18 protein-coding genes are annotated in these 23,974 nt (G+C 43.2%); 7 read left to right on the plus strand and 11 right to left on the minus strand.

The features are described 5' to 3' along the window. Window positions 1-16: 16 nt before the first annotated feature. From ACFWMP_RS10290 to ACFWMP_RS10330, 9 genes are all read right to left on the minus strand, one after another. Window positions 17-2,086, minus strand: a complete 2,070-nt coding sequence (locus ACFWMP_RS10290; RefSeq protein WP_379423401.1) for a class I SAM-dependent methyltransferase — start codon at window positions 2,084-2,086, stop codon at window positions 17-19. Window positions 2,087-2,213: 127 nt separating this feature from the next. After that, window positions 2,214-3,089, minus strand: a complete 876-nt coding sequence (locus ACFWMP_RS10295) for a radical SAM/SPASM domain-containing protein (RefSeq protein WP_339268897.1) — start codon at window positions 3,087-3,089, stop codon at window positions 2,214-2,216. 19 nt (window positions 3,090-3,108) lie between these two features. Beyond that, window positions 3,109-4,095 carry a Gfo/Idh/MocA family protein gene (locus tag ACFWMP_RS10300; protein ID WP_042185046.1) on the minus strand — a complete coding sequence of 329 codons (987 nt, stop codon included), beginning with the start codon at window positions 4,093-4,095 and terminating at the stop codon, window positions 3,109-3,111. 261 nt (window positions 4,096-4,356) lie between these two features. Further along, the gene (gene thrC / locus ACFWMP_RS10305) at window positions 4,357-5,745 is read right to left on the minus strand and encodes a threonine synthase (protein WP_042185043.1); all 1,389 of its coding nucleotides are present in this window, start codon (window positions 5,743-5,745) and stop codon (window positions 4,357-4,359) included. Window positions 5,746-5,847: 102 nt separating this feature from the next. Next, window positions 5,848-6,351, minus strand: coding sequence for a CYTH domain-containing protein (locus tag ACFWMP_RS10310; protein ID WP_076283838.1), 504 nt, complete (start codon window positions 6,349-6,351; stop codon window positions 5,848-5,850). A 189-nt stretch (window positions 6,352-6,540) separates the two neighbouring features. Then, window positions 6,541-7,527 (minus strand): phosphotransferase, encoded by a 987-nt coding sequence (locus ACFWMP_RS10315; protein ID WP_076299092.1) that lies wholly within the window; start codon window positions 7,525-7,527, stop codon window positions 6,541-6,543. A gap of 76 nt (window positions 7,528-7,603) precedes the next feature. Continuing rightward, on the minus strand, window positions 7,604-8,152 hold the full coding sequence (locus tag ACFWMP_RS10320) for a GNAT family N-acetyltransferase (RefSeq protein WP_379423405.1): 549 nt from the start codon (window positions 8,150-8,152) through the stop codon (window positions 7,604-7,606). A 90-nt stretch (window positions 8,153-8,242) separates the two neighbouring features. Beyond that, window positions 8,243-9,217, minus strand: a complete 975-nt coding sequence (locus tag ACFWMP_RS10325) for a phosphotransferase enzyme family protein (protein ID WP_379423407.1) — start codon at window positions 9,215-9,217, stop codon at window positions 8,243-8,245. Between the two features lie 183 nt (window positions 9,218-9,400). Beyond that, window positions 9,401-11,452, minus strand: coding sequence for a beta-galactosidase (locus ACFWMP_RS10330; RefSeq protein ID WP_379423409.1), 2,052 nt, complete (start codon window positions 11,450-11,452; stop codon window positions 9,401-9,403). A gap of 170 nt (window positions 11,453-11,622) precedes the next feature. Between ACFWMP_RS10330 and ACFWMP_RS10335 the strand changes: the two genes are divergently transcribed. Continuing rightward, a complete protein-coding gene (locus ACFWMP_RS10335) occupies window positions 11,623-12,456 on the plus strand; it encodes a helix-turn-helix transcriptional regulator (protein WP_379423411.1) in 834 nt (277 codons plus the stop codon). A gap of 77 nt (window positions 12,457-12,533) precedes the next feature. Here ACFWMP_RS10335 and ACFWMP_RS10340 read toward each other — a convergent pair whose 3' ends face one another. Both ACFWMP_RS10340 and ACFWMP_RS10345 read right to left on the minus strand, forming a co-directional pair. After that, window positions 12,534-13,457, minus strand: a complete 924-nt coding sequence (locus ACFWMP_RS10340; RefSeq protein WP_379423591.1) for an alpha/beta fold hydrolase — start codon at window positions 13,455-13,457, stop codon at window positions 12,534-12,536. Window positions 13,458-13,725: 268 nt separating this feature from the next. Then, window positions 13,726-16,278, minus strand: coding sequence for a beta-mannosidase (locus tag ACFWMP_RS10345; RefSeq protein ID WP_379423413.1), 2,553 nt, complete (start codon window positions 16,276-16,278; stop codon window positions 13,726-13,728). A 320-nt stretch (window positions 16,279-16,598) separates the two neighbouring features. Here ACFWMP_RS10345 and ACFWMP_RS10350 point away from each other — a divergent pair, with 320 nt between their 5' ends. The 6 genes from ACFWMP_RS10350 to ACFWMP_RS10375 all read left to right on the plus strand — a co-directional run bounded on the left by ACFWMP_RS10350 (window position 16,599) and on the right by ACFWMP_RS10375 (window position 23,923). Then, window positions 16,599-17,951, plus strand: a complete 1,353-nt coding sequence (locus ACFWMP_RS10350; protein ID WP_379423415.1) for an ABC transporter substrate-binding protein — start codon at window positions 16,599-16,601, stop codon at window positions 17,949-17,951. Between the two features lie 107 nt (window positions 17,952-18,058). Continuing rightward, complete coding sequence (locus ACFWMP_RS10355) at window positions 18,059-18,952, plus strand: carbohydrate ABC transporter permease (RefSeq protein WP_042185025.1); 894 nt, start codon at window positions 18,059-18,061, stop codon at window positions 18,950-18,952. A 2-nt stretch (window positions 18,953-18,954) separates the two neighbouring features. Continuing rightward, the gene (locus ACFWMP_RS10360) at window positions 18,955-19,788 is read left to right on the plus strand and encodes a carbohydrate ABC transporter permease (protein ID WP_042185023.1); all 834 of its coding nucleotides are present in this window, start codon (window positions 18,955-18,957) and stop codon (window positions 19,786-19,788) included. Window positions 19,789-19,818: 30 nt separating this feature from the next. Further along, the gene (locus tag ACFWMP_RS10365; RefSeq protein ID WP_379423418.1) at window positions 19,819-21,672 is read left to right on the plus strand and encodes a sensor histidine kinase; all 1,854 of its coding nucleotides are present in this window, start codon (window positions 19,819-19,821) and stop codon (window positions 21,670-21,672) included. After that, complete coding sequence (locus ACFWMP_RS10370) at window positions 21,673-23,172, plus strand: response regulator transcription factor (RefSeq protein ID WP_379423420.1); 1,500 nt, start codon at window positions 21,673-21,675, stop codon at window positions 23,170-23,172. Continuing rightward, the gene (locus ACFWMP_RS10375) at window positions 23,144-23,923 is read left to right on the plus strand and encodes a spermidine synthase (RefSeq protein ID WP_379423424.1); all 780 of its coding nucleotides are present in this window, start codon (window positions 23,144-23,146) and stop codon (window positions 23,921-23,923) included. The genes ACFWMP_RS10370 and ACFWMP_RS10375 overlap by 29 nt, the downstream gene beginning before the upstream one ends. Window positions 23,924-23,974 lie beyond the last annotated feature (51 nt).

Raw genomic sequence — 23,974 nt, forward strand, 5'->3', positions numbered from 1 at the left:
TGATGTTATCTTTCAACTATTCCTTCCGAATCACGATAAAGCAGGTGCTGTCTGGCAAGGCCACTTCCTGTCCGCTCTCATCCATGAACCTTACTCTATCGCGCAGCGCTTCGGTATAACCTTCTTGCAAGTAATGCCGGAAAACTTCAATCTTCGCTTGCTTTCCTAAAGTCTGTTCAATAAATGAGGCAAACTCCGTAGGGGTAAAATAACCAAACTGTTCCTGTACTTCATGAATGTAAGCCTCTTCGCCCCAGGTATACGTATATAAAAACTCCATGGCATCATTAACAGGCATGAGTACTTCTTCTTCCCCTAATCTCTGATACTGAAGCTGACGTCCGGCAAAATCCTTCGCATAACGCTCCAGCCACGCCATACCGTCCTCCTCCAGAAAACGAACTTTCCGCAGCAATGCTGTGGGTTCGGTCATTATCCCATCGCGGATAATGATAACCCCGCCCACTGACAATACATCAAAAGCACTTCGCAGGGCGGCCGAGACGGTGTCATGATTGAACTTTTTACCATTAAGCGGCACATAAGAATATAGCTCATGCAAAATCGAAGAAAAAATTACCGTACCCACCGTTCCAGCCTCTACGAAATCTTCAAGGTTCAACGCATCTCCCTGCAGGACCTCCCACTGACGACCTTCCCGTTGCTTGCGCTGCCGCAGAGCTTCCACTACATTGCTCGATATATCAATGCCGATAGGGGTAACCTCTGGCATCCGCTCTTCCAGCAAATCCAGCAGCACACCGCCGCCAGGGCCGATATCCAGCACTTTTTTCCCAATGACATGCTCCAGAATTACCGCCTTATAATCTGCGGTATTATTCATTTGACTTAAGTAGGTATCTTCATTATGAAAACGGTCGAAGGCGTCTCTGCGTAGCTCGAACAAGTCGAATAACAGCAACACAGCACGTTCATACAAGGGCGATTTTTCAGCTTCCATACAGAATTCGATCAGCTTCTCTGCCGCTGCCGAGAATTGAAACTGAAAAAACACCGTGTCTGGCAGATGTTCCTTAGCGTATGGACGAAGCATTAGATGAGGATTCTCATCAGGTAAAGTCCCTTTTTCGATATCCTCCCATGTAAGCTCCGATAAATATTTTTCTATAATCCGCTTCTTATAAACATTGATCTTCTTAACACCCTTGTAGTCATAGTAAATTCTGTTCATAACCTGCTCGAAGCTGATATGGCGTAGGGGTTCATTCTGAGCCCTTTGGGCTGCAAGCAACATCACCTTCAGAAATTGCTCCAACGAGAAGGTCTGCATTGCAGATTCCACATACCAGAAGATAGTGTTACTTAAAGACTCCAACCGTTCCGCATGGAAGCCTTCCTGTGTCAGCTTTGCCCATTCTGTAGTGAAATCCTCTCCTCTAGAGATCGGACCTAGCCGCATTCTGCGCAGTCTTTCTTTCATCGGCATTGGACTAGCAAGTTCACCGGATGCAATCAGAGTGATAAGCTGTTTCACTTCATGCTCTACATTCAGCCATAGCTCGGGAGATACAGCTCCGATGATGCAATGATTGAGTACGGTTAGCAAGCGTTCAAGTTCCTCGGCAGTCAGTAACTGTTCCTCCACAAGATCACGAAGCGGCTTATTTACTTCCGGAGGCACCTCCCCACGGATTTGCTGTCCTATCAGTCCATGGGTTTCAATAAGCCGATGAACCAGTGCGCTTTTGTCAGAGACCGTACCGCTCAAATGTTTCCCGTATAACTGTGCGGAGCCAATGTTATGTACAAAACAGTTAATGCCTTCCTCCTGCCAAAGTAACCGCTCCTTCAATGTGCCACCCTTAGCTGTTTCTGACCAGATTAATGTTTCTTCCACAAGCTCTTTGATCCAAATCGAACGGGGAAGCTGGTCTAGCAGCTGCAAACTGCGTTCCACATAATCCAGCACGGGATTCCTGCGGTCCAACTCCTCCAGAGATTCCACACGCTCCAAATTTACAATCTGCTCCTCGGCTTGGACAATAAGCTTCAGCCAGAGGTTATCCTCCAAATGATCTTGTATTCCTTCACGGTATAAGGTGATGGCTTCCAACGATTTCAGCATATACTCCTCCTTCGCTCCAAAGTGGAGACTATAAAGACTTATTATTATATATACACTCCCGTTAATTAAAAAACAGAACCAGGATTCATGAAATTGCCATGTCCCGGTTCTGTTTATATTCCAATCCTCAAGTTCCGAACCGTTGCCGATATCCGCACTTGCGGCACAGCTCTTCTACTGCCTCTCTACGAGAGAACCCGTAAAACAGATTGTTCGCTCGCTCACCCTCTACGATTTCTGAGAAAGGAGTCTCATGAATGTTTCCGAGGTTAATGACTCCTTCACCATCCAGACAGCACGGTACAACGGTACCATCCACAAGGATTGCCGCTTGGCTGCGTAGTGCATGACAGAACCCTTTTCCATCATCTTCCGGCTCATTCAGTGCAGGCCATCGGAACTCATGGTCCTGATTGAGATATACCCGTGGGGCAACCTTGACGCCGCTGCCAGGTACAACCTTTTCTTCGATCTTGAAATCAAGGTTAAAGGCTTCCTCCAGCACAGCAAGGGTCTCACGGTTCCGATTCTTCTCCAGATTGGTCAGATTATCCTCCGTCAAATTCCACAGCCGGAAGGAAATAATGACCCCTTGCGCGGAGGCTTCCCGTACAAAAGAAATAATCTCCGACAAATACCCTTCGCGGTTCTCAGATCCTTCATGCCCATCAAAGCTATGCAGAGAGAAGTTCATCTGTCGAAGTGCAGGTTTGCCGAGGATCTTAGGGCCAGCCTTATGAATTAACGTACCATTGGTAGTAATATTGACCTTGAACCCTTTGGCATGTGCCGCATCCAGCAGGTCACCAATCTTGGGATGCAGCAATGGCTCACCTTTTACGTGAAGGTAAATATGATTACTATGTGGCTTAATTTCATCTAATATCGTATTAAAAGTATCGAGCTTCATAAAGTTCTTCGTTCGGGCGGTTGGTGGACAAAAGCTGCAGGCCAGGTTGCAGACGCTTGTTATCTCAATGTATACCTTTTTAAAAGTCTTCAAGTGCTGCTCCCCATTCTATTTATAGATCTGCGGCATAGCGGAGGCCGATTTGTGCTCTGGCTTCCTCCATAACTTCTGCTACTGCCAAGGAATTCGCATGTGTATTAACTCTGCTTTCCCGTTCACCATTCTTAATTAAGTTGATAAATTCCTCAACCTCATAATACATAGACTCGAATACCTGAGGCTGCGTAAGTTCCTCAACGGTTCCGTCGCGATAATGAATCTTCACTTGGTAAGGTTGGTTGATCTTATCGATCACCATTGTACCACTTTCCCCTTGAATCTCGGCTGGCAAATAGGAATCAGCGATCTTGGAATGCATCACAACTGCATCCATATCATCATATTGCATGACAATACTTCCTTCTCCATCCACTCCAGAAGAGAGCATTAGACCCACGGCCTTTACAGACTTCGGTTTCCCGAACAACACTACCATAGGATACAGGCAGTAAACACCAAGATCCATCAACGAGCCATTAGAGAAGGCTGGGTTAAAAGCATTTAATACTGTTCCCTGTCTATAGGCGTCATATCTCGATGAGTATTGACAATAGCTTGCAAAATAACGACGTACTTGGCCAATCTTATACAAATTGTCTCTGATCACTCCGAAATTCGGCATGAAGGTCGATTTCATTGCTTCTACCAACAACACATCATTGTTCTGAGCGGCTTCAATCATTGCTCTAAGCTCCGCACTGTTTGAGGCAGCTGGTTTCTCACAGAGCACATGTTTGCCATGATTTAAGCACATAATCGCCTGCTCAGCATGCATGGAGTTCGGGCTTGCAATGTAAATAGCATCGACATCTTTACTGGAAACCATATCTTCCAAATTCGTATAAATTGTAGCTCCAGCATATTTTGCAGCAAAGGCCTGACCTTTCTCCATTGTGCGGGAGTACACGGCTGTCAGGATAAACTCCTCATTCTCCAAGCCGGCTTGCACGAAGCGGTCTGTAATAAAGTTTGTTCCAATGACCCCGAAACGAATTGTCATGATAATCCCGTCCTTTTTAGTTCTTACTAAAGCTCTATATGCTATTTTCTCACTCTCAGGGTAGTCATGTCTACTTTTCAGGACAAATTTCCGACAAATTCCGATAGATCCACTTTGTGAAAAAAAGCACCACTCCTTCATCTTTTGTCGATATCAAACTATTCATAGTAAACAGCGACATTATTTGTCGAAAGATGCAGTAAAGAGGCTCCCATTCTTAACTTAAGAACAGGAGCCTGCTGAGCCATATGGACTTACAACTTATTTATAAAAAGCCTGCAATTGACGCACAATTTCATCCTTGTCATGATCCACTACGGTTTGGTGTTGTGGCATCTCGAACAACGCTTTAATTTGTGCCGGGAATTCCTGCTTAATGTCAATCAGAGTAATCGCCTCATCAAACTTAGCTGGATGTGCGGTCGCGAAGGTAATCCCAATCTCATCCGAGCCATTAAAAGCTTCGTAAGCTGCGATTCCACATGCAGTATGCGGATCAAGTAGGTAGCTATATTCTTTTTGATACTTAGCAATTGTATTCAAGCATTGATCATTCTTCACGCCAAGCGCTGCAAAATCCTTCTGCACCTGCTGAAGCGCCTCACCTTCAACCGTAATCTTGCCCTCGGTTTGCAGCTTGGACATATACGCGGATAGTTTCTCGGAATCCTCGCCTACCAAATAATATAGATAACGCTCAAAATTGCTCGCCACTTGGATATCCATCGAAGGACTGTATGTGCTTGTGAAGCTGCCCGGTTTGTATTCACCCGTGTTCACGAAACGCTCCAAGATGTTATTTTCATTCGTAGCAATAATCAGCTTGTTAATTGGTAATCCCATTTGCTTCGCCAAATATCCGGAGAAAATATTACCGAAGTTGCCGGAAGGCACGCTGATGTTAATCTTCTTCTCACTGCTGCCATCGACATGCAAATACGCATAGAAATAATAGACAGTCTGCGCCAGAATACGTACAAAGTTAATGGAGTTGATCGCACGCAGATGATAGCGACTCTTAAAGTCGAGATCCGCGAACAGATCCTTAATCACCTTTTGGCAATCATCAAAGTTACCATGAACAGACAGGTTCAGTACATTGCTGTCATCAACCGTAGTCATCTGCAGCTCCTGCACTTTACTAACCTTACCATGCGGATGAAGAATACAGATCTTGATTCCTTCTTTGCCGCGGACACCCTGAATCGCAGCCGCCCCAGTATCCCCCGAGGTTGCTCCGAGGATGTGGATGATCTTGTTCTGCTTTTTGGAAATATACGAGTACAGCTCACCCATAAACTGCAGTGCTACATCTTTGAAGGCAAAAGTAGGGCCATGGAACAATTCCAGTACATACAGGGAATCATTCACTTGGTGAATAGGCGTTACTTCCGGCGTGCGGAAATTGCCATAACTAGTATTGACCATTTCCTGCAAATCTTCTAAAGGAATCTCATCATTAGTGTAATAGGCGAAAATCTTCAGGAACAATTCCTGATAGCTAAGACTTCTCCACTCTTCTAAAGTAGCTGCTGAAACGACAGGAATCTCGGAAGGAACCATCAATCCGCCGTCATCGGCAAGTCCCATCAACACCGTATCGATAAAGCCTTTAGGTTCCACATTGCCTCTTGTGCTTATATACTTCATGCTCATCCTCCTGAACCCCTCATATACTATATATAAATATAAGTTTCACTTAATCGTTGCCTGTTTTCCCTATATACTACCACGTTTACGCGCTAAAGTCCGTTAATTCTTTGTCTTATTTTGCAGCTCTTTCCAGACGGTTTTGTTGCTGTACTGCCGTTCCGTGCTGACATCCTTGCCGAACCATTCCGGCGCCTTGAAGCTTTCCGCTTCCTCCAAAGATTCAAATTCAACCTCCAGAACGGACAATTTCAGCTGAGAATAGACGTCGATCTCAACCGTTGTGCCATTCCACACCGCCGTAATCCGCTCTTTGACCAAGGCTACCGCATTAACCGCCTCAATCATCTGATTATATAAACCCTCTGAGATAAAATATTCGATCTCTTCGCGCTTGATCCCTTTGCCATCCTTAAACGTGTGTGTATACGTTACCTCACCTGAGTCCAGATCCGTAATTTTACGCACACGCAGCTCTTGTCCGCCGTCTATCGCCAGATAGGTCTGATCGATATTATGCCGGGTCACAATCTTCAATTCGCCTTCTTGAATAAGCTGCTCCGGAAATTCCGGCAGCAGAAACTTGCGTTCGATCTCCAAAGCCATGATGTTTCGCTCCTCTTCGTGCCATTTATTTTATATTAATAATCATCATAGGGGTGAGACAAACCCAAGTCAATGTAGATTATGGGGAAAAAGGTTTTGTTCTTATCGAATTACCTCAATAATAGAAACAGCGGCAGTCATGGACGTGGAAAAGCAAGCCCTAAACTGTCGCTGCTAATTATGGAGATTCTAAAGATTTCCTAACAAAGCGGACATATTTTTTTGATTTTCTGCAAGCCAAATCATTTCCTTCGCAAAGCGAGCTGGCGGTACACTATGTTGATCCATGTTAGCATTAATCCACCATGTGCTTTCCATATACCACAACAACTGTAATGAATGTGTTAAATAGCCCTCTACCACGTCGCGTTCCTCACTGTACCCTTCCATAAACGCCGAAGCCAGGGAGACATCTAAATTATCATCTAAGGCACATGACATCACAGCACGAGCTACATCAAGCTGCGGATAGTCATATTTTAGTCGATCAAAATCTAGAATTGCAGATAATCCGTTATCATTAAATAAAAGATTATCTACCCAAAGGTCACGATGTGCCCATCCTGTTTGAAGTAATTCGAGTGGTTCTATATTCATTTCTTCAGTAGCTTTAAATTGAGTTTCTATCTCAGCAAGCAGCTGAGGTTTACCAAGTCCCTTAGTCTTTTCCCAAACGGAGTTCCAATGTGCTAAGCGCTCCTCACGACTTGGAGGAATAAATTGCGGACTATTTTTAATGCCAAGTGTCCCGTCATTTAACAATCGATGCATTTTTCCTGTTGCTCGACCTAAATCATATATTTGATGGACATTGATTTTACCTGGTGAAATTAATTTTCCCTGGCAATACTCCATCACCAGGAAGCGTTCTCCATTATCAGATTCAAGCAAAATACTTTCATTCTGTGATAACACTTTGGGGCACGCTAGATCTTGGTCATACAATCTAATCTGTTGAGAGAGTGCTAACAATATCTCCTCTGACTTATATAATTTATATCTTTCTTTATTGTATTGTTTAAGTAACAATTCCCCTGCATCCGTCGTAACTTTCCACTTTAAGTTTAACCAGCCTCGTTTTATCGAAGTAGTTTCAATTACATTCAAACCGAATAAACGATGAAATGTTTTTAGTAGGTCATCCAAGATCATTTCCTCTGTTAATATTGTCTCCATCTGGTCAACTCCTATATTTATAGTGAATAAGTTTTTATTCCTTATGGAGACCTATATAACCTCTGGGATTAAATAATCAATCTGTTATTAATTTTGAATACATATTGAGATCTATAAACTTTCCGTTTACTCTTTCATACCTTCTTAAGGTTCCCTCAAACATAAAGTTCAGCTTTTGCAAGACTTTTACTGAATTCACGTTTTCGGGTTCCACTTTTGCTTCGATTCGATTCAGCTTCAAAGTTGAGAATGCGTAATCTAACAAAGCACTTATAGCTTCTGAAGCATAGCCTCTTCCCCAAAATGCTCTAGCAATGTCATATCCAATCTCCGCTTTCTCATTTTCAAAGTCTAAGGAATTAAAACCACAAGAACCTATGATTTCATTGGATTCCATTTCAATTATAGAGAAACGAATAGCTTTGTTAGCTAGAGAAAATTCATCAAGAAGTTTTATCATATCTTTTGCCTGATTTTCATCAGTAAAACTATCAATATTCATGAACTTGGTAACCTCTGGATCAGACCAAATTTTAAACAAACTTGGCGAATCCGCTACCTTCATTTTTCTTAAATGTAATCGTTCTGTGTGTAACTCTGTAGTTAACATTATTTTTACCTCCATTAAATTTTAATAGTTGGTTTAAAAATAATGATCTCTGCGCATAGTTCAGTCCCTTCATTTTTCATTCCCCATTAGAATATCACACCATCGTTAAAACGAATAATATACCTCTTTCCCCTCAAGAAAATCCCGACATAACGTGCTGCATATTTTGGAGGCGTGCTCTTTTATCCAACCGTTCCTCTCAGAGTCATGAATAAAAAATACGTAACTAATAAAAATATCCATAAATATTTGTCCTTCAATGTACCGAATCTCATCAAGCGAAAAGCTTGATTTAGAAGCATAACCCTCCAAAAGCGTTTTGCGCAGCTCACTTTTCAACATGGAAGATGCAGAGCCCAAATCAAACAGGTAGTAACCATAACCAAATAAACAATAATCTATTAAGATAGGATTTTGTTCTGACACAACGACATTGCCCAGTTGAAAATCAGCATGAATGAATCCCCATGAATTGTCCCTAGCGTCTAGCTCTGCTAATTGTTCTTTTACTACGAGTAGAACGCTACTAATAACTTCGTAATCCTCCTGATTAAGGGCTCCTTTGTCTGTTCCCTTTCCAAGTTCTATTAAAGTTTCATCAATCTTTGTGACATTGTATACAGGTCTATGTAACTCCAAGGGCATTAGCGTTCGTGAGAATTCATGTAAACTAGCAAGATTTCTACCTAATCTATAAACAATCTGTTCAATGTTATCTTCATCTTGGGTTAGCGTCGAGCCTTCGATCCATTCTAAAAGAGTGGCCAAACTAGCCCCAAATTGCTCCGAACTATATTCAGTAACCAGTTCCCCTTTTTGATTTAGAACAGGTCTTTGAACTTTTAGTATGTTCTTCTGATCGATTTCTCGCAGAAAAAACATTTCTGCCTGTAATCCATCTCGAGTATGTTGTAAGCCTGAGAACCCTTCCGATATTGGTTTATGTATACGTAACAAATAATTCTTGTTATCCGTTTTGTCGGTCACTTTAAATGTAATATTCTCATTATGTCTAATGAATTCAATGATGGGATCGATGAACGAATACTGCAGCAATACTTTCTCAGCTTCAATGATCATAAGACTTCCCTCCTTCAAATCTAGAATATTCTTTATATTGTACCTGTTGCTCGTTGTATTTTGTTGGAATTAATAACTATATTTAAAAAGTATCCTTTTGAATATCTTCTATAAAAAAATAGAGTTACATATTAGTTTCCTAATACGTACCTCTATTTATTACATTAGCTTTTATTCATTGCATTAATGCAAAATCAATACACCAAAGCCTTCCATAGTAACCTCACCCGATAACGTTGTCCCGCTCAGTAAATCCGTTTTGGTCTCATGAAGATGGATCGCGACAGGAGCTTCACTATAATTAAGCAAAAAAGTATAACTGGAAGAAGTCCCGTTACGAACTTGCAGCTCTACATCTTCAGGGAGCACCAGCCAATCTGCTGGCGACTGCAGGCTGACTTGATCTATGATTATGGACGCTGCCTCTTCATTAAATACTGCTCCGTAATACCAAACCTCGCCCTTGCCGCGACGATTTCTCGTAACTGCTGGCTTCCCAGCGTAATAATCCGAGGCATAGACCGCCATGACTTCGACCGAATCATCCTCAATCCGGAGAATATCATTAAAATCATCTGCCCCAGTAACCCCTTCTGCCGCACCCGACCAGCTAATCGTCGTTGGCTGACGACTACCTTTAACCATTGTGAATTCTTCGACTGTGATCCCGCATAGATCTCTAGCAGCACCTGGGAAAGGACGCATATAGCATTGGCCGCGTTCATCCTTATAGCCGGTTCTGCATCCGAAGATCAGTTTTCCACCTTGCTGAACGTATTCATCCAGAAGCGACGCTGTCTCATCTGTCATAATTGCCGGGTGAGGATAGATAAGCACATCGTACCGTGCGAGCTCTTCCAGCGTCGTCTTTTTGCGTAAATAGAGTACGTCATTCGGGATATGCTTCCGCTGGAGTGCCTTGTACCACTCCTTATTGCTCTTCCACATAAATGGACCATGCCACACATCATACTCTCCATCCCACTCATTAGCATAATCACGAACAATAGCAACGTTAGCCTGATTACGGGTGCCGATAAGTGCTTGCCCTGCCCCCGCCAGCTCTTGACCGATCTGTCCCGCTTCCCGTACTCTTCGGTTCGGCTGGTTATGGTAGTCGTTAATGCCATGCCAATAAATTTCATTGCCCATCGTGGCTGTCCGCCAGCGGAAATAAAGTACCATATCTGCGCCATGAGCGATCGATTGATAGGTCCATAACCGCATCTGTCCCGGCTTCGGAGATGGCATATCCATCCGGTTCACCCAGCCACCCGGTCCCGACTGCTGCTCCATAATACAGAAATTAGGGGAAATAGAACGGACAACAGATAATGAAAGTCCCCAGCCTCTGTCATTCAGCGGATTCCGCTCATTCGGATCATAAAAAATAGTCGAGAACTGCGGATAGGAATCATAGCTGAAGAAATCCAGTAATTCATCCGTCAATTCATGGCTGTCGAGATGCCCGAACAGACCGTTCGTTGTTACCCACTGCTTAGGGGCAAGTTTACGGATGATGTCCGCTTGGTTTTTGGCAAAAGAAATCGTATTTTCCGATATAAACCGCTTTTCATCCAAAGCCTGATGGGGATTGGGCTGCTTGGGTGACGGGGTAGGACGCGGAAGATACACCTGAGACCAATCACTATAACTCTGATTCCAAAAAACAGCCCCCCAAGCCTCGTTTAGCCGCTCAAGCGTGACATATTTCTGCTGCAGCCATTCCCGGAAAGCCTTATGGTCACTCTCTGAATAAAATTCACTGATCTCGCAGTTGAGCTCATTATCAATTTGCCAACCGACCACACCTGGATGATTGCCATAATGTTCAGCCATCTGTTCCGTAATCCGAGCACACAGCTCACGGTATTTGGGGCTACTGTAATTATAATGACGGCGCATGCCATGCTGTAGGGTAACACCTTCATACGTCACGTTTAATACTTCTGGATACTTATGGGTCAGCCAAGCTGGAGGTGTTGCCGTCGGCGTACCGAGCACAACCTGAAGACCATGTTTATGAGCTAAATCAATCGCCCGATCAAAGAGCCCGAACTGAAACTCACCCTCAGTAGGTTCAAAAATAGACCAAGCAAACTCCCCAATCCGAATGATTGTAAAGCCTAGTTCCCTCATCCGGCGATAATCGTCCTCCCACATGCTTTCCGGCCAGTGTTCCGGATAATAACAGACGCCAAGCTCGAATTTTTCTGTTGCGACAGGTTTCTTCATGATTACCTCCAAAGTATTAAAAATATGCTTTCAATATTTTATAATTCTATTGTAGTATCAGTGTTAATAAGGCATATATAACAAAATATTGCGATCGTATCACAATCTTGCGTTAATTACTTCAATCCAACTAGCGCTCTGTAGCGCGATAGAAATGGGTGCCACATAACATGAAGAAACAATGGTATTTGCCGACACCGGCTTTTTCAAAATATGTCTGTTATCCTGAATTTCTGGGACATTACAGTCACTTTCCACAGCATACCGAGAGAAGAAGTGAGGGGTTTCTGGGAAGCTATAACCTGCATTTAATTTTTGGTGGGGAGGGTTATGTATTCCATGAGGGCGAACGTATTCCGATGAGCAGAGGACGAGGTTTTCTTTATCCTAAAGGGGCTTATCAGCAGTACGGCTCAGATCCTGGGGAGCCTTGGGATGTTCGTTGGGTTCATTTTAGCACTGAAATTGTACTCCCCTTATTAGAAGAAGTGGACCAGTCTAGTGCATACCTGTTCACTTTTGATTTGGACGCTAAGCTGGACGAGCTATTCGAGGAAATGTACTTGCTGAGCGCTTCCTATGTAACACGTAGTGAGCCAAGGCTATCCGCGCTTCTGTATGAGCTTCTAGTGAAATTGCTGCAGAACTCCGAACCGCTTCACGGCTCAGTACCGCACGAGGTCAGGCAGTCTATCCGCAGTGCCGCAGATATCATTCATGTCGAATGTGCCCGTCCTTGGTCACTGGAGTCGATGGCAAGACTAACCGGGTACAGCAGCTATCATTTTCTACGGCTGTTCCGAATGGTTATGGGCAAAACACCAAACCGTTATTTAACGGATTGTCGTCTGGCCAGAGCCAAGCTTCTACTGGTCTCTACTGGACTCTCCATTGCTCAGGTTGCGACTCAGTCCGGTTTTGCCCAGTCCAGCTATTTCATTAAAGTGTTCAGAACGTTCGAGGGGATGTCCCCCGTAAAGTACCGTCAGGCTTTTGGATCATAATTCCTTACACGTTGAACGAGAAAAAACCGAACGACAATCAGAGAAAACCCTGAAGTTCGTTCGGCTCAAACAGTCATTTACTTAGCTTCTTCCATAAATACTCTGAAGTTTTCTACGATCTCTTTTGCTTTAGTACGATATAAATAATGTCCTTCTTCAAATGTCAGCACTTTTCCATGTACAGAGTCTTTTACTTGCTTTTCATGCTCTGGTATCCATCTATCCGTTGCTGGTTGATTCGCTTGTATAAAGAAAATAAGAGGAAGATTTTTAGGAAATGTTAAGCTTTCAGCTGATTTAAAATTAGAATACATCATTCCAGCTTCATTTAATTGGGTGGGATTAAATATGTTTTTGCGATTGATCAGTCTCATTTGTTCTTTTGTTTTATCATCAAATGGTAGTTCAGCAATGGGGTCAGCACTAAATTTCATTTGCAATCTGATTAAACCTGATTTTTTGAGCAGATTTATAGTTCTTAATTCCGAAGCTTCGATCTTCCTCTCGCTTATCGATGGAACACTACTATCAAGCCCGACAAATGCACTCACTTCATTTTCATACTTGTTAACATAATCTAGTCCATATATGCCTGAAATAGAGTGGCTCATTAGAATATAACGGTCAATATTAAGAGCCTGTAAAGCTTCATGAATTTCACTTACAATATTCTCCGTGCTGCGCTCCTTTTTGGTCAGATCACTTAATCCATACCCAAAAGGCTCAATCATGACAACTTTGTAAAACGGCGACAGTTCATCTATTAATGCTTTAAAATCAAGAGCTGGTGCTGCTGTACCATAGCCTGGTAATAGCACAACTGTTTCTTCGCCTTGTCCTTGAATCAAAATATTCATGTTTTTCCCATCTACGGGTACTAACTGACCATAGGGTTCTATTTTATTTTGTTCCGATTTATTGCTGATCAAATTAACTGTATATACGATGGCGAGAAAAAGCATGATTGCTATGATTATTGCCCCTATTACTTTAAGTATCATGTTTAGTATTTTACTTGTTCTCGTGCCCACCTTTGTTGTTATTCCCTCTTTTATTTTCACTCGTATCTTCTCCTGTCATCCTCTGTGTATTGGACTGCCCTATCCGACTACTAAGGTAAGAATAACCAATGAAGATGTACTCCCCATGACGTTAACATGAACGGGGTATGAATAGGAAAAACAACATTTATACCAGCACACAAAAAACAAGCCAAGAGCCGAGCTCATGGCTTGTTTCCTTTTGAAATAAATTATCTCTCCTTAAGATTTACAGTAAATCTTCGCTCACAAAATCAACCATCGATTGAACCTTCAGTCCCTTAGGAGCTCCTGGAATCCAGTCCCTTCCATCGTTCCCGCATTCCGAGAACGTTATCGTCTTGGGCTGCCCTGGGAGAAGATCAAAGTAATTGTCAGAGAATATTCCTTCATCTTCTGAGGTCAGGTATACGCCTCTAGCTAATACATCGCTTGTCACAGTGAAGCTTAGACCTCCGCTATCTGGAGTTTCCATTATGTTAATTACTGAACGCTGCAACCGAATTTCTTTTTCCGGGATAAAATAGTGCACCTTACGATCTATCATCTCGCCATTAGCCTGCAAGCTGATCTCAAGCAATACATCGTTCGATCCATGACCTTCTAACAGTTCCGTCACTGGAGACGAGAATACGATAGCCGCTGAATCGGCTCCCAGTTCAACGGGATGTGTCCACTCTCGCAGTACCGAACCGTTAAACTGATACAATTTAAGCCCCAAATCAGCGGTGACTGCTGTTCTTAAATCAGATACGACATGAACGTCAATCCGCTCACGGTCTGTACCGTCAATAGACAACAGAACATCTTGAAAGCTTGAGCGCACGGTATATTGCAATGCTTTCCAGCGTCCGTTGTAATCCATCCCCGCCCAAGAGGCGACCGGCCAGCAATCATTCATTTGCCAGTATAAAGTGCCCATACAGTAAGGTTTATTTCTTCTGTGACTTTCAATCGCGATTCGAATCGCTTCGGCCTGCAGAATTTGACTCATATACAGAAATGCTTTAAAATCCTTCGGCTGCGGCAGATACATATCCATGTATTCCTTGATCAGCAGATTTCCGCGTCCATTCTTCTGATGAGCCAGCATCACCTCTGAGGTAAGCTCCAAATCTTGCTCTTCAGCATAGCTCATTACGGTCTTTAGTTCCGGGAACGACTGGAATCCGTATTCACTCATAAAGCGGCCAACCTTGGTATTATAATTCTCAAAAGGCTCAATCCCGTGCCACACGCCCCAGTAATGCACATCCCCATCGTCCACAATCCGCGTCGCGTGTTGATTCATATCTCCAGTCAAATTCCGCATTGGCGAAGACGGCCAATAGTCTACACCTGGATGGAACGCAGCTACAGCCTCCGGCAGAATCCGGTGGAATATTTCCTCATAATCGGCCCACATTGTAGCTCTTTGCTCCGCGCTGAGTTTTTCTTTCCAGCCCCAGCCCATATTTTCCTCGAACTGTGACCAGGCCGAATCAATCTCGTTATTGCCACACCATAGGGTGATGCAGGGATGATTGCGCAATCTTTTGACGTTATACTCAGCTTCTTTCTTCACATTCGCAAGAAACGCTTCATCCCCCGGATACATGCTGCAAGCGAACATGAAGTCCTGCCAGACCAACAGCCCGTATTCATCACAGAGCTTGTAAAATATCTCCTCTTCATAAAAACCGCCGCCCCACACTCGCAGCATATTCATGTTTGATTCTGCGGCCGTGGCAATTTCATGCCGATACCGCTCCTCAGTAACTTCTGTGATGAAGCTGTCATTCGGAATATGATTGGCACCTTTGGCGAAGACCGACACACCATTCAGTACAAAAGAAAATGAAGTCCCTTTCGCATCACGCTCCCGAATCAATTGAATGCTGCGGAGACCTGTTCTTACACTTTTGCTAACTTCAACTTCCTTACCTTTCACCAAATCCGCTTGGAATGTATATAAATGTGGCTCGCCCAGCCCTCTACACCACCAGAGCTGCGGCTGATCTACCACGATATCCATCTCTATTTGTTGCTTGCCGCTCTTTAAGGAAACCGCTTGCATCGACTCTAAACCATCAGCACTCATTCGCAGCATTCCCTGCCATGCCGCAGGAACATCTACTTCAATAATTGCGGTTAATTGAGCCTCTTCCTTTGTGATCACATTTTGGCGGATATAGAGATCTATGATTTGAACTGAATCACGTCCCTTAAGGGCCGCCTTACGCCATATTCCACTGGTCAAGAAACGCGGACCCCAATCCCAGCCGTAATGATAAGGTGCTTTGCGGGCAAAGACACTAATCCGCTGTTCCTCTAGTCCCCCAAGCTCGGATTGATCATTCGGTGCAGGTAACGCATACCCCAGCTTCTCTAGCTTAGGTAGATCCTCTTTAACTACAGAGCGGAATCTCACTAGTATATGGTTTTCACCAATCTTCAACTGATCTTTAACATCCACTCTCCACGCCAAAAACATATTGTCTGCAGCGAGCACATGTACATTATTCACATACACGTCAGCATATGTATCAAGACCTTCAAAAATCAGTTCTGTGCAAGTAAGCTCCAACCACTCTTCACCAAGCTGCAAAGTGGTTTGATATTCCCAATCCTTCTTATCAATCCATTGTAGGTTATGTTCATTTGTTCCATAGAAGGGATCTTCAATCTTTCCGTTCTTCAGTAAATCCGTATGGACCGTGCCTGGCACAGTAGCCGGAAGCCACTCCTCGTCACCACAGCTTCTAAATTCCCACTTCGCAAGATTCATCTCTAGATGTTTCATAATATCCTCCTAATTGCTAAAAGTTTTGTAGAGCATATGCTTCTCCAAGTGACTTCGTACAAAACTCACTTCGAAAGCGTCTGCTTAAGTTTTGTAAGCCTATTCATATTTCAAAATAACATACCTCTTCTAGCATTTCATTGAATCCACTTGTTATTCTTGGTATTTTGTTATCCATTCGTTAGGTATACACTAATTATAATCGTTCAAACAAAACAAATAAAGACAATAAATAATAATACAATACATTTCTAAACGCTTTATTTAAAGCTATAATGTTCATGTAAACGCTAACAAAATAATGAACAGGGGATTAAGTTATGAGAAATAAGTTATTTTCGTTATCTTTTGTTATGGTTATGATTTTATCATCAACGCTGGCTGGCTGCGGCTCGAACAATGGCAACAGCACCAATAACGGGGCTTTTGCAACCGATAAGCCCGCAGCGACTAACACAGAGACTACCGGCGGTGACACAACAAGCAACGCAACAGCCGAACCTGCAGCAGGAGCTGACATTAGCGGCAAAATCACCTTCCTGACTAACAGAACAGACATGATTGGCAAAGAATACGATGAATATTTAAAGCGCTTTAATGAAAAATACCCGAACGTTAAAGTCGAATTCGAGGCTTCCCAGACCGACTATAATCAACAGGCTAAAGTCAGAATGGCCAGCGGCGAGCTTCCTGACGTTATGTTCATTCCTACCATTCCTAACTCCGACCTACCGAAATACTTCGCTTCACTGGATGATCTCGGCCTGAACGATCAAATCACCTTTAAAGACTTCAAATCCTTTGATGGCAAGCTGTACGGAATTACCACAGGGAACTCTACATCCGGGATTGTTTATAACAAAAAAGCATTTACGGATGCTGGCATCACAGAAACCCCTAAGACTTGGGATGAATTCCTGGCTGCCTGCGAAAAGCTGAAAGCAAAAGGTGTCATTCCACTGTCCTCTAACTTCAAAGATAAATGGCCACTGGGTACATGGGCTTATGATACTCCGCGCCTAATTGCAGGCAACCCCGACTTCCCTAATGAGAAGCTGAACTCTGAAACACCATTTACCATGGACAACGGCTATGGTAAAGCCTTTAGCCTGCTCAAGGAGCTCAACGAAAAAGGGTATCTGGAAAAAGACATCAACTCCACCAACTGGGAGCAATCGAAAAAAGACATCGCTTCTGGTAAGTTCGCCATGTACTATCTCGGCAACTGGGTCATTAACCAAGTTATTGGAGTAGGAGCTCCTTCAGACGATGTTGGCTTCTTCCCGTTCCCTTATGACAATTCAGGTAAACCATCCGCTACTCTTAGCCCTGACTTCTTCTATGCTGTTGCTAAAAACAGCAAAAATTTAGAAGCTGCCAAAGCTTTCGTAAAATGGATGATTGAGGATTCCGGCTATGAGGACTTCGCGGGCTTTATCTCCCCACTAAAAGGAAAAGAATCTAATCTGGCTCAGCTAAAAGAATTCCAAGCTACCGGAGTAGAGTTAGTAGAAGGAACTGTTGACGATGCGAAGGTTACAGAAATCGGCAACAAGGCACAATTAGATCTCCCTGCTGTTGTACAGGAATTTGTGCTTGCCAAAGATCCGCAAACTGTATTAGACAAATGGAATAAAGCCTGGACTAAAGCTAAGAAAGATCTCGGCTATTAATACAAACTTTTGACCAGAAGTACAACACGGTGCAAAATGGATTATCGCCCTTACGGATAGTCCATTTTGCCTTTCCATACCAAGCTTTTATGAAAGAAGGGCTAGCGATGTTCGGAACACTTTCCTATAACAAACAAAAAATGATAATCATTGTATCATTCCTTACGATCCCATTGTTGCTCCTTGCGACATTCACGTATTATCCAGCGCTTAAGCTGATCTATTACAGTTTCACCAATTGGGATGGCTATAGCCCTGAGAAACCATGGGTCGGACTTGCTAATTACCGCGAGGTCTTCTCTAATCCTGATATTTTCAAAGTATTTACACATAACTTTGCTTACTTCGCTATGGGAATTGTTCAGAACATAGTCGCCATTTATTTTGCGGTTGTTCTGAATAGTAAGCTCAAAGGGAAAAACGCATTCCGAATCTTACTTTTCCTTCCTTACATCATGAACGGAGTTGCTGTTGCTTTTATGTTTGGTTATGTCTTTGATACTACTAACGGATCTCTGAATATGTTCCTGAATAGCATCGGTCTAACCGGACTAGGACAGACCAGCTGGCTTGGAACAGAAGGACTGGTCAACTATTCTCTGGCATCCACAGGATTTTGGCGTTTCATGGGTTATAACATGGTCATCTACATCGCCTCCTTGCAGGCCATACCAAACGATATCTATGAGGCTTCAAAGATTGATGGTGCTGGACCTTTCCAAACCCTTTGGAGAATTACTTTACCGAATATGAAGCCAGTCATTCAGCTTAACTTATTTCTTACCGTCACAGGAGCACTGGAAGTCTTTGATCTCCCGTTCGTATTGACCAAGGGTGGTCCTGCAGGCGCCAGCGAAACTTATGTACAGAAAGTTGTAGACACTGCATTTGCTTACAACAACTATGGTCTCGCTTCTGCCATGAGTATTATCTTGCTCTTCTTTGTCGTCATCGTACTATTAGTACAGCAACTAGTTCTTAGCCGGGGAGGAGACAAATAGACATGACAAACTCCAAATTCCGCTTTACAGATGTTATTAAATACTTCTCGCTAATCATCGGCGTATTTGTCGTGCTTTTCCCTCCTTATGTAGTTATCGTAAATGCCTTCAAATCGACTGATGAATTTAACAGTAGTAGCTCCATGGCACTGCCAAAAAGCTTTTTTAATTTCGATAATTTCATTGCGGTGTTCCAGCGTGGAGGTTTACTTAACGGATTTGGTAACGTATTAATTATTATAGCTATTACTTTAATTCTGAACATTCTATTTGGAACTATGGTAGCATTTGTACTGGGACGCTTCTCTTTTAAATTAAAACCTGTTGTCTTTGGCGCTTATCTAATAGCCACTATCATTCCTAGCATCACGACGCAAGTAGCCACTTTTGGTATCATCAAAAGCATGGGGCTTTATAATACACTCGGCGCCCCTATCGTGCTATACATCGGAGCAGATGTGATTCAAATTATTCTTTATTTGCAATTTATCCGTAACATTCCCGTGGATCTAGATGAGAACGCGATGGTAGAAGGTGCATCTCTTTTTAAAATCTATCGCTCGATTATTTTTCCATTATTGACGCCGGCTACGGCTACTTTGATTATCTTGAAGACAATTAGTATCTATAATGACATGTACATCCCTTATCTATATATGCCAAAACAAAGCCTGGGCGTAGTTACGACGATCCTGATGCGTTTTCAAGGGGTCAATTCAGGCGAATGGAATTTGATCTGTGCGGCCATTCTGCTTATCCTGCTCCCCACAATAATTCTATATTTCTTCCTACAACGTTACATCTTTGAAGGCGTAACCAGCGGCGCAGTTAAATAAGGCAGTTCACTTTAAGAAAGGATAACGCAAATGGTATCATTCATCCGGCTAGCCTTACGAAAAATGTGGTTGTTCCTTGCCAATCTTCCGATGGAGCGAAAACTGATCGTCGTATTTGTCTTTCTGATCTCGCTTCCAATCACTTATGTTAGTTATTTGTCCTCCCGCTCCATGTTCAATTCTGTTCTTATGAATGCAACGGAAGGCGCGAACCAAATGACATCGAATGCCTCTGATACCATTGACCGTTATGTTGCCGATCTAAAAAGATACACAGCGCTACCGCTGTATAACACCGATGTACAATTCTACCTAACTCAGCAAAATACCGACTGGGATAAAAGTACTGGCATGGCGATGTTCCTGAGCTACTTGAAGCATACGAAGGAAGAGATCATCGCCGTGTACATGGTGGATCAGTACGATTCTGTTTTTTATGATAGAGTCCCCGGGATCCACGAGCTGTATCCTGAAGAACGACTAGCCGAATGGAGAACCTTAAGTGAAGAAGCTGGGGCCGCTCCTGTCATTCAAGGCAGACATACGATTCGTATAAACTCCAATGTCCATAGAGAGGTTTTCAGTGTACTTCGCACCATTAATTCTGTAAGCACGCTAGACAATATAGGAATTCTCGTATTTGATGTAGACATCAACTTGTTTAAGGGGATCATTGATCCCGTAAACGCAGTTACACAAGGCAACACACTAATTGTAGATAATACCGGAGAACTGATCTATGACGGCGAAAACGCCTCAGACTCGATGCAAACTGGCGAGGGGCAAAGTCTGAACACGCAGCTTTTGCTGCAGCATGTGAATCAGCAACAGGATCATTTTCAAGTAGAAATGAATGGTCAGTCTTATCTTGCAGTGTATACTGTCTCGAAACAGACAGGTTGGACGACTATGGTTACGATTCCTTTGGCCCGTATCCTGTCACCTGTACAGAAGAATCGCAATGCTCTTATATTAACTACACTGATCATTATCGCGTTTGCACTTTGTGTTGCGACGTTCATCTCACATGCGCTGACCAAACCCCTTAAATCTTTAGTCCGTCTAATGAAACGGGTACAGCACGGTAATCTAGATGTCTGGCAGCACTCCAAATATAATGATGAGATTGGAATGCTTGGCAGTCATTTTAATCGGATGATCATAAGGGTCAAGGATCTGCTGCAGGAAGTATCCCTCACCGAGAAGCGAAAGCAGAAGGCTGATATGAGGGCACTTCAGAATCAGATCAATCCCCATTTTATTTATAATACGCTGGAGTCTATCCGTATGCTGGCAGAGAGCAACGATGACCCCCGTGTAGCGAAACTCACCTATTTGCTTGGACTTCAGATGCGTTACAGTATTGTCCGAAGCGAAGAAGCCGTTACGATCAGACAAGAGCTGGATCATGTACGAAATTATTATCATCTGCTTCAAATCCGGTTTCCAGATAAGTTCAATCTACACATTGATGTGCCAGAGAAATTTCTACATCTTCCTGTAATCAAGCTTGTCTTCCAACCCATTGTGGAGAACGCAGTTTTTCATGGCTTAGATCAAAAAGTAGGTCTCGGCACCTTAAGCATCACCGCATGGAGTGAGCATGGAAATGTCGTATTCTGTGTAGAAGATGATGGCATCGGTATGGATGCAGCTACCCTTCGTTCCTTAAATAATAGTCTGCAAAATGGGACTGAAAGTGAAATGTTTGGTATTGGCCTACGAAATGTGAATGAGAGAATCCGTCTGCATTACGGCAGCTCATTCGGGCTCCTTGTAGAGAGTAAGCTCGGAGTGGGTACTCGTGTTACGCTGCGCATTGAGGACATTACCTTCACTACTCATAGTGAAGATGATATGAATTACGGAGAGGAGATGCTCTGATTGCTGCATATTGCAATTGTTGACGATGAAATCCTGATCCGCGAAGGTCTGGCCCGAATGATCAGCAAAGAAAACACTGAATTTCTGGTCATCGGCACCTACTCCGATGGGAAACATCTACTTGACGAGTTACCTTCACTTCAACTTGATGTTGTGATTACTGATATTCGTATGCCGCAAATTAACGGCTTGGAATTAATTAAGCAATTAAAAGCCAGTCACCCACAAATCCGCTCCATTCTAATGAGTGGATTTGTTGAATTTAATTATGCCAGAGAAGCCATACGCAGCTCTGCAGTAGACTATTTATTAAAGCCAATCGATAAGGAGCAATTATTCGAGCTGCTTTATCAATTAGAGGAAGAGCAGCAGTTCTCTCGTGACAAGGAGGTACGTCACCGTTCTGGTCTCTTACTGACCCTTCTTCAAGGCGACGAGCCCCCTTCACCCTTGCTTTTGTCGAGCCTTACTTTGCCCCAGCCTTATTTCTCAGTCTTTGTGTTCAAAGGAAGATCAAGAGAACCCGTCTGTTTTTGTGTAGACAGTCTGCGGCAAGTGATGGCATTTAGTATCGACAGCTTAGAGATTCAAAATGGACTGCATGTCTGTATCCTGTATTCTACAAAGCAACTCTCAGACAGCGATAGGAATGAAATCGGCGACAGAATCCGTATCTCTGCCAATGGTATGATACTGCATGTAGGTACTAGCAGTTCCTATAATGATACCGCCAAGCTTAGACAAGCATATCTAGATGCTAAGTTAGCCTGCAGCGTCGGCATCTATAATCCTGACCGACTGCACTATGCAAATATTCAGAACATTCAGCAGTCTGAGATAAATATCCTTGAGCCTTTTAATGCGATCAAGGAACCATTAATCCATGATCTGCAGATCCTGAATATGGAGGGTGCTTTAGAACGCGTGCATAACTTATTCTCAGTGCTGAAATCACAACAAGCTGTGCCCGATCAAATTCTCCGTGTCTGTCGATGGGTTATTGAATCTGCGCAGAAAGAATTGCAAGAATTTGAGGCCCTCTACAAAGGTGCACCCTATCTTGGGCTGGATGAAAGCATCGCGTCCAGTATGAGCTTCAGTGAAATCGAGCGTGGTTTCACCAACCATTTCTCAAGCATTCTATTTGAGATCAGAGCCCATCGCCTAGAGATGTCCGGTACAGCTGTAGAAACCATAAAGCGCTGGATATCAGCCAACTATAATCAGCATGCGGATCTGAACACCTTAGCGAATATGGTTTTTTTGACACCAAGCTATCTAAGTAAGCTGTTCAAACAAGAGACTGGACTTACATTAACGGACTACATCACGGAAATCCGGCTACGTAAAGCCAAGCATCTGCTCAAGAATGCCCCTGACCTAAAGATTCACGAGATTGGAGCAGAAGTTGGATATGGCGATCCTGCCTATTTCAATAAGCTTTTTAAACGTGTAGTCGGCGTTACACCCAATGAATATAAACGAATTTCTATCGTATAAGGAGTTTGATCACTTGCAATCACAGATTCACACGAGCAGCGATAATCATGAAATCATCGTCTATGACACCACAGAACTATACGGTGAACAAGGTGCGTTCCGCGTCATGCAGTTTTCCAATCAGGCCATTCAAGGTGCGATGGATCTCAATCACCCAGAACGAGTTGTGTTTGAATATCCGCGAGCCATCATTCACTTGATGGAATGCAATGCTCCCTCTTTCGAGGATGCCTTTCTTATAGGTCATGGGATTGGAACGATTGCTGGGCATTTTATAGACAAAAGATTTAAAGTAGCTGAGCTAGACAGCGAAGTAGTCGAATTAAGCCGCCGCTATTTTGGATACATCCAAGATAACGTAGTGATCGGTGACGGACGTCAGATCCTTGAAGGTGAAGAACCACAGAAATATGATTACATCATCTTGGATGCTTTCACCGCCGCGGGCACGCCGAGGCACTTAATCTCCAGTGAATTTTTCAGCATCGTGTATTCAAAACTGAATGCCAAAGGGTATCTCCTAATGAATCTAATGGGAAAAGGTGAAAATGACCCACATATTAACGCGATTCACACCACGCTCGCGGAAGAATTCACCTATATCAAATCCTTTTCACTGCCTTCAGATGGGGCTGCGGATATCAAAAACATCATTATTATAGGTGGATTTAAGCCGATCCACTTTCAAGCTCGCCACATGGCAGGCTTTAAAGAAATCCAGCTTGGGCAAGGATATCTTATTCGGGATTAAAGTTATGCAAATAAAAATGACCTCATCCTCCACTTCACTGTGGGCTTTGAG

The sequence above is a fragment of the Paenibacillus sp. NPDC058367 genome (genome assembly GCF_042723305.1).
Taxonomy (GTDB): Bacteria; Bacillota; Bacilli; order Paenibacillales; family Paenibacillaceae; genus Paenibacillus_AQ.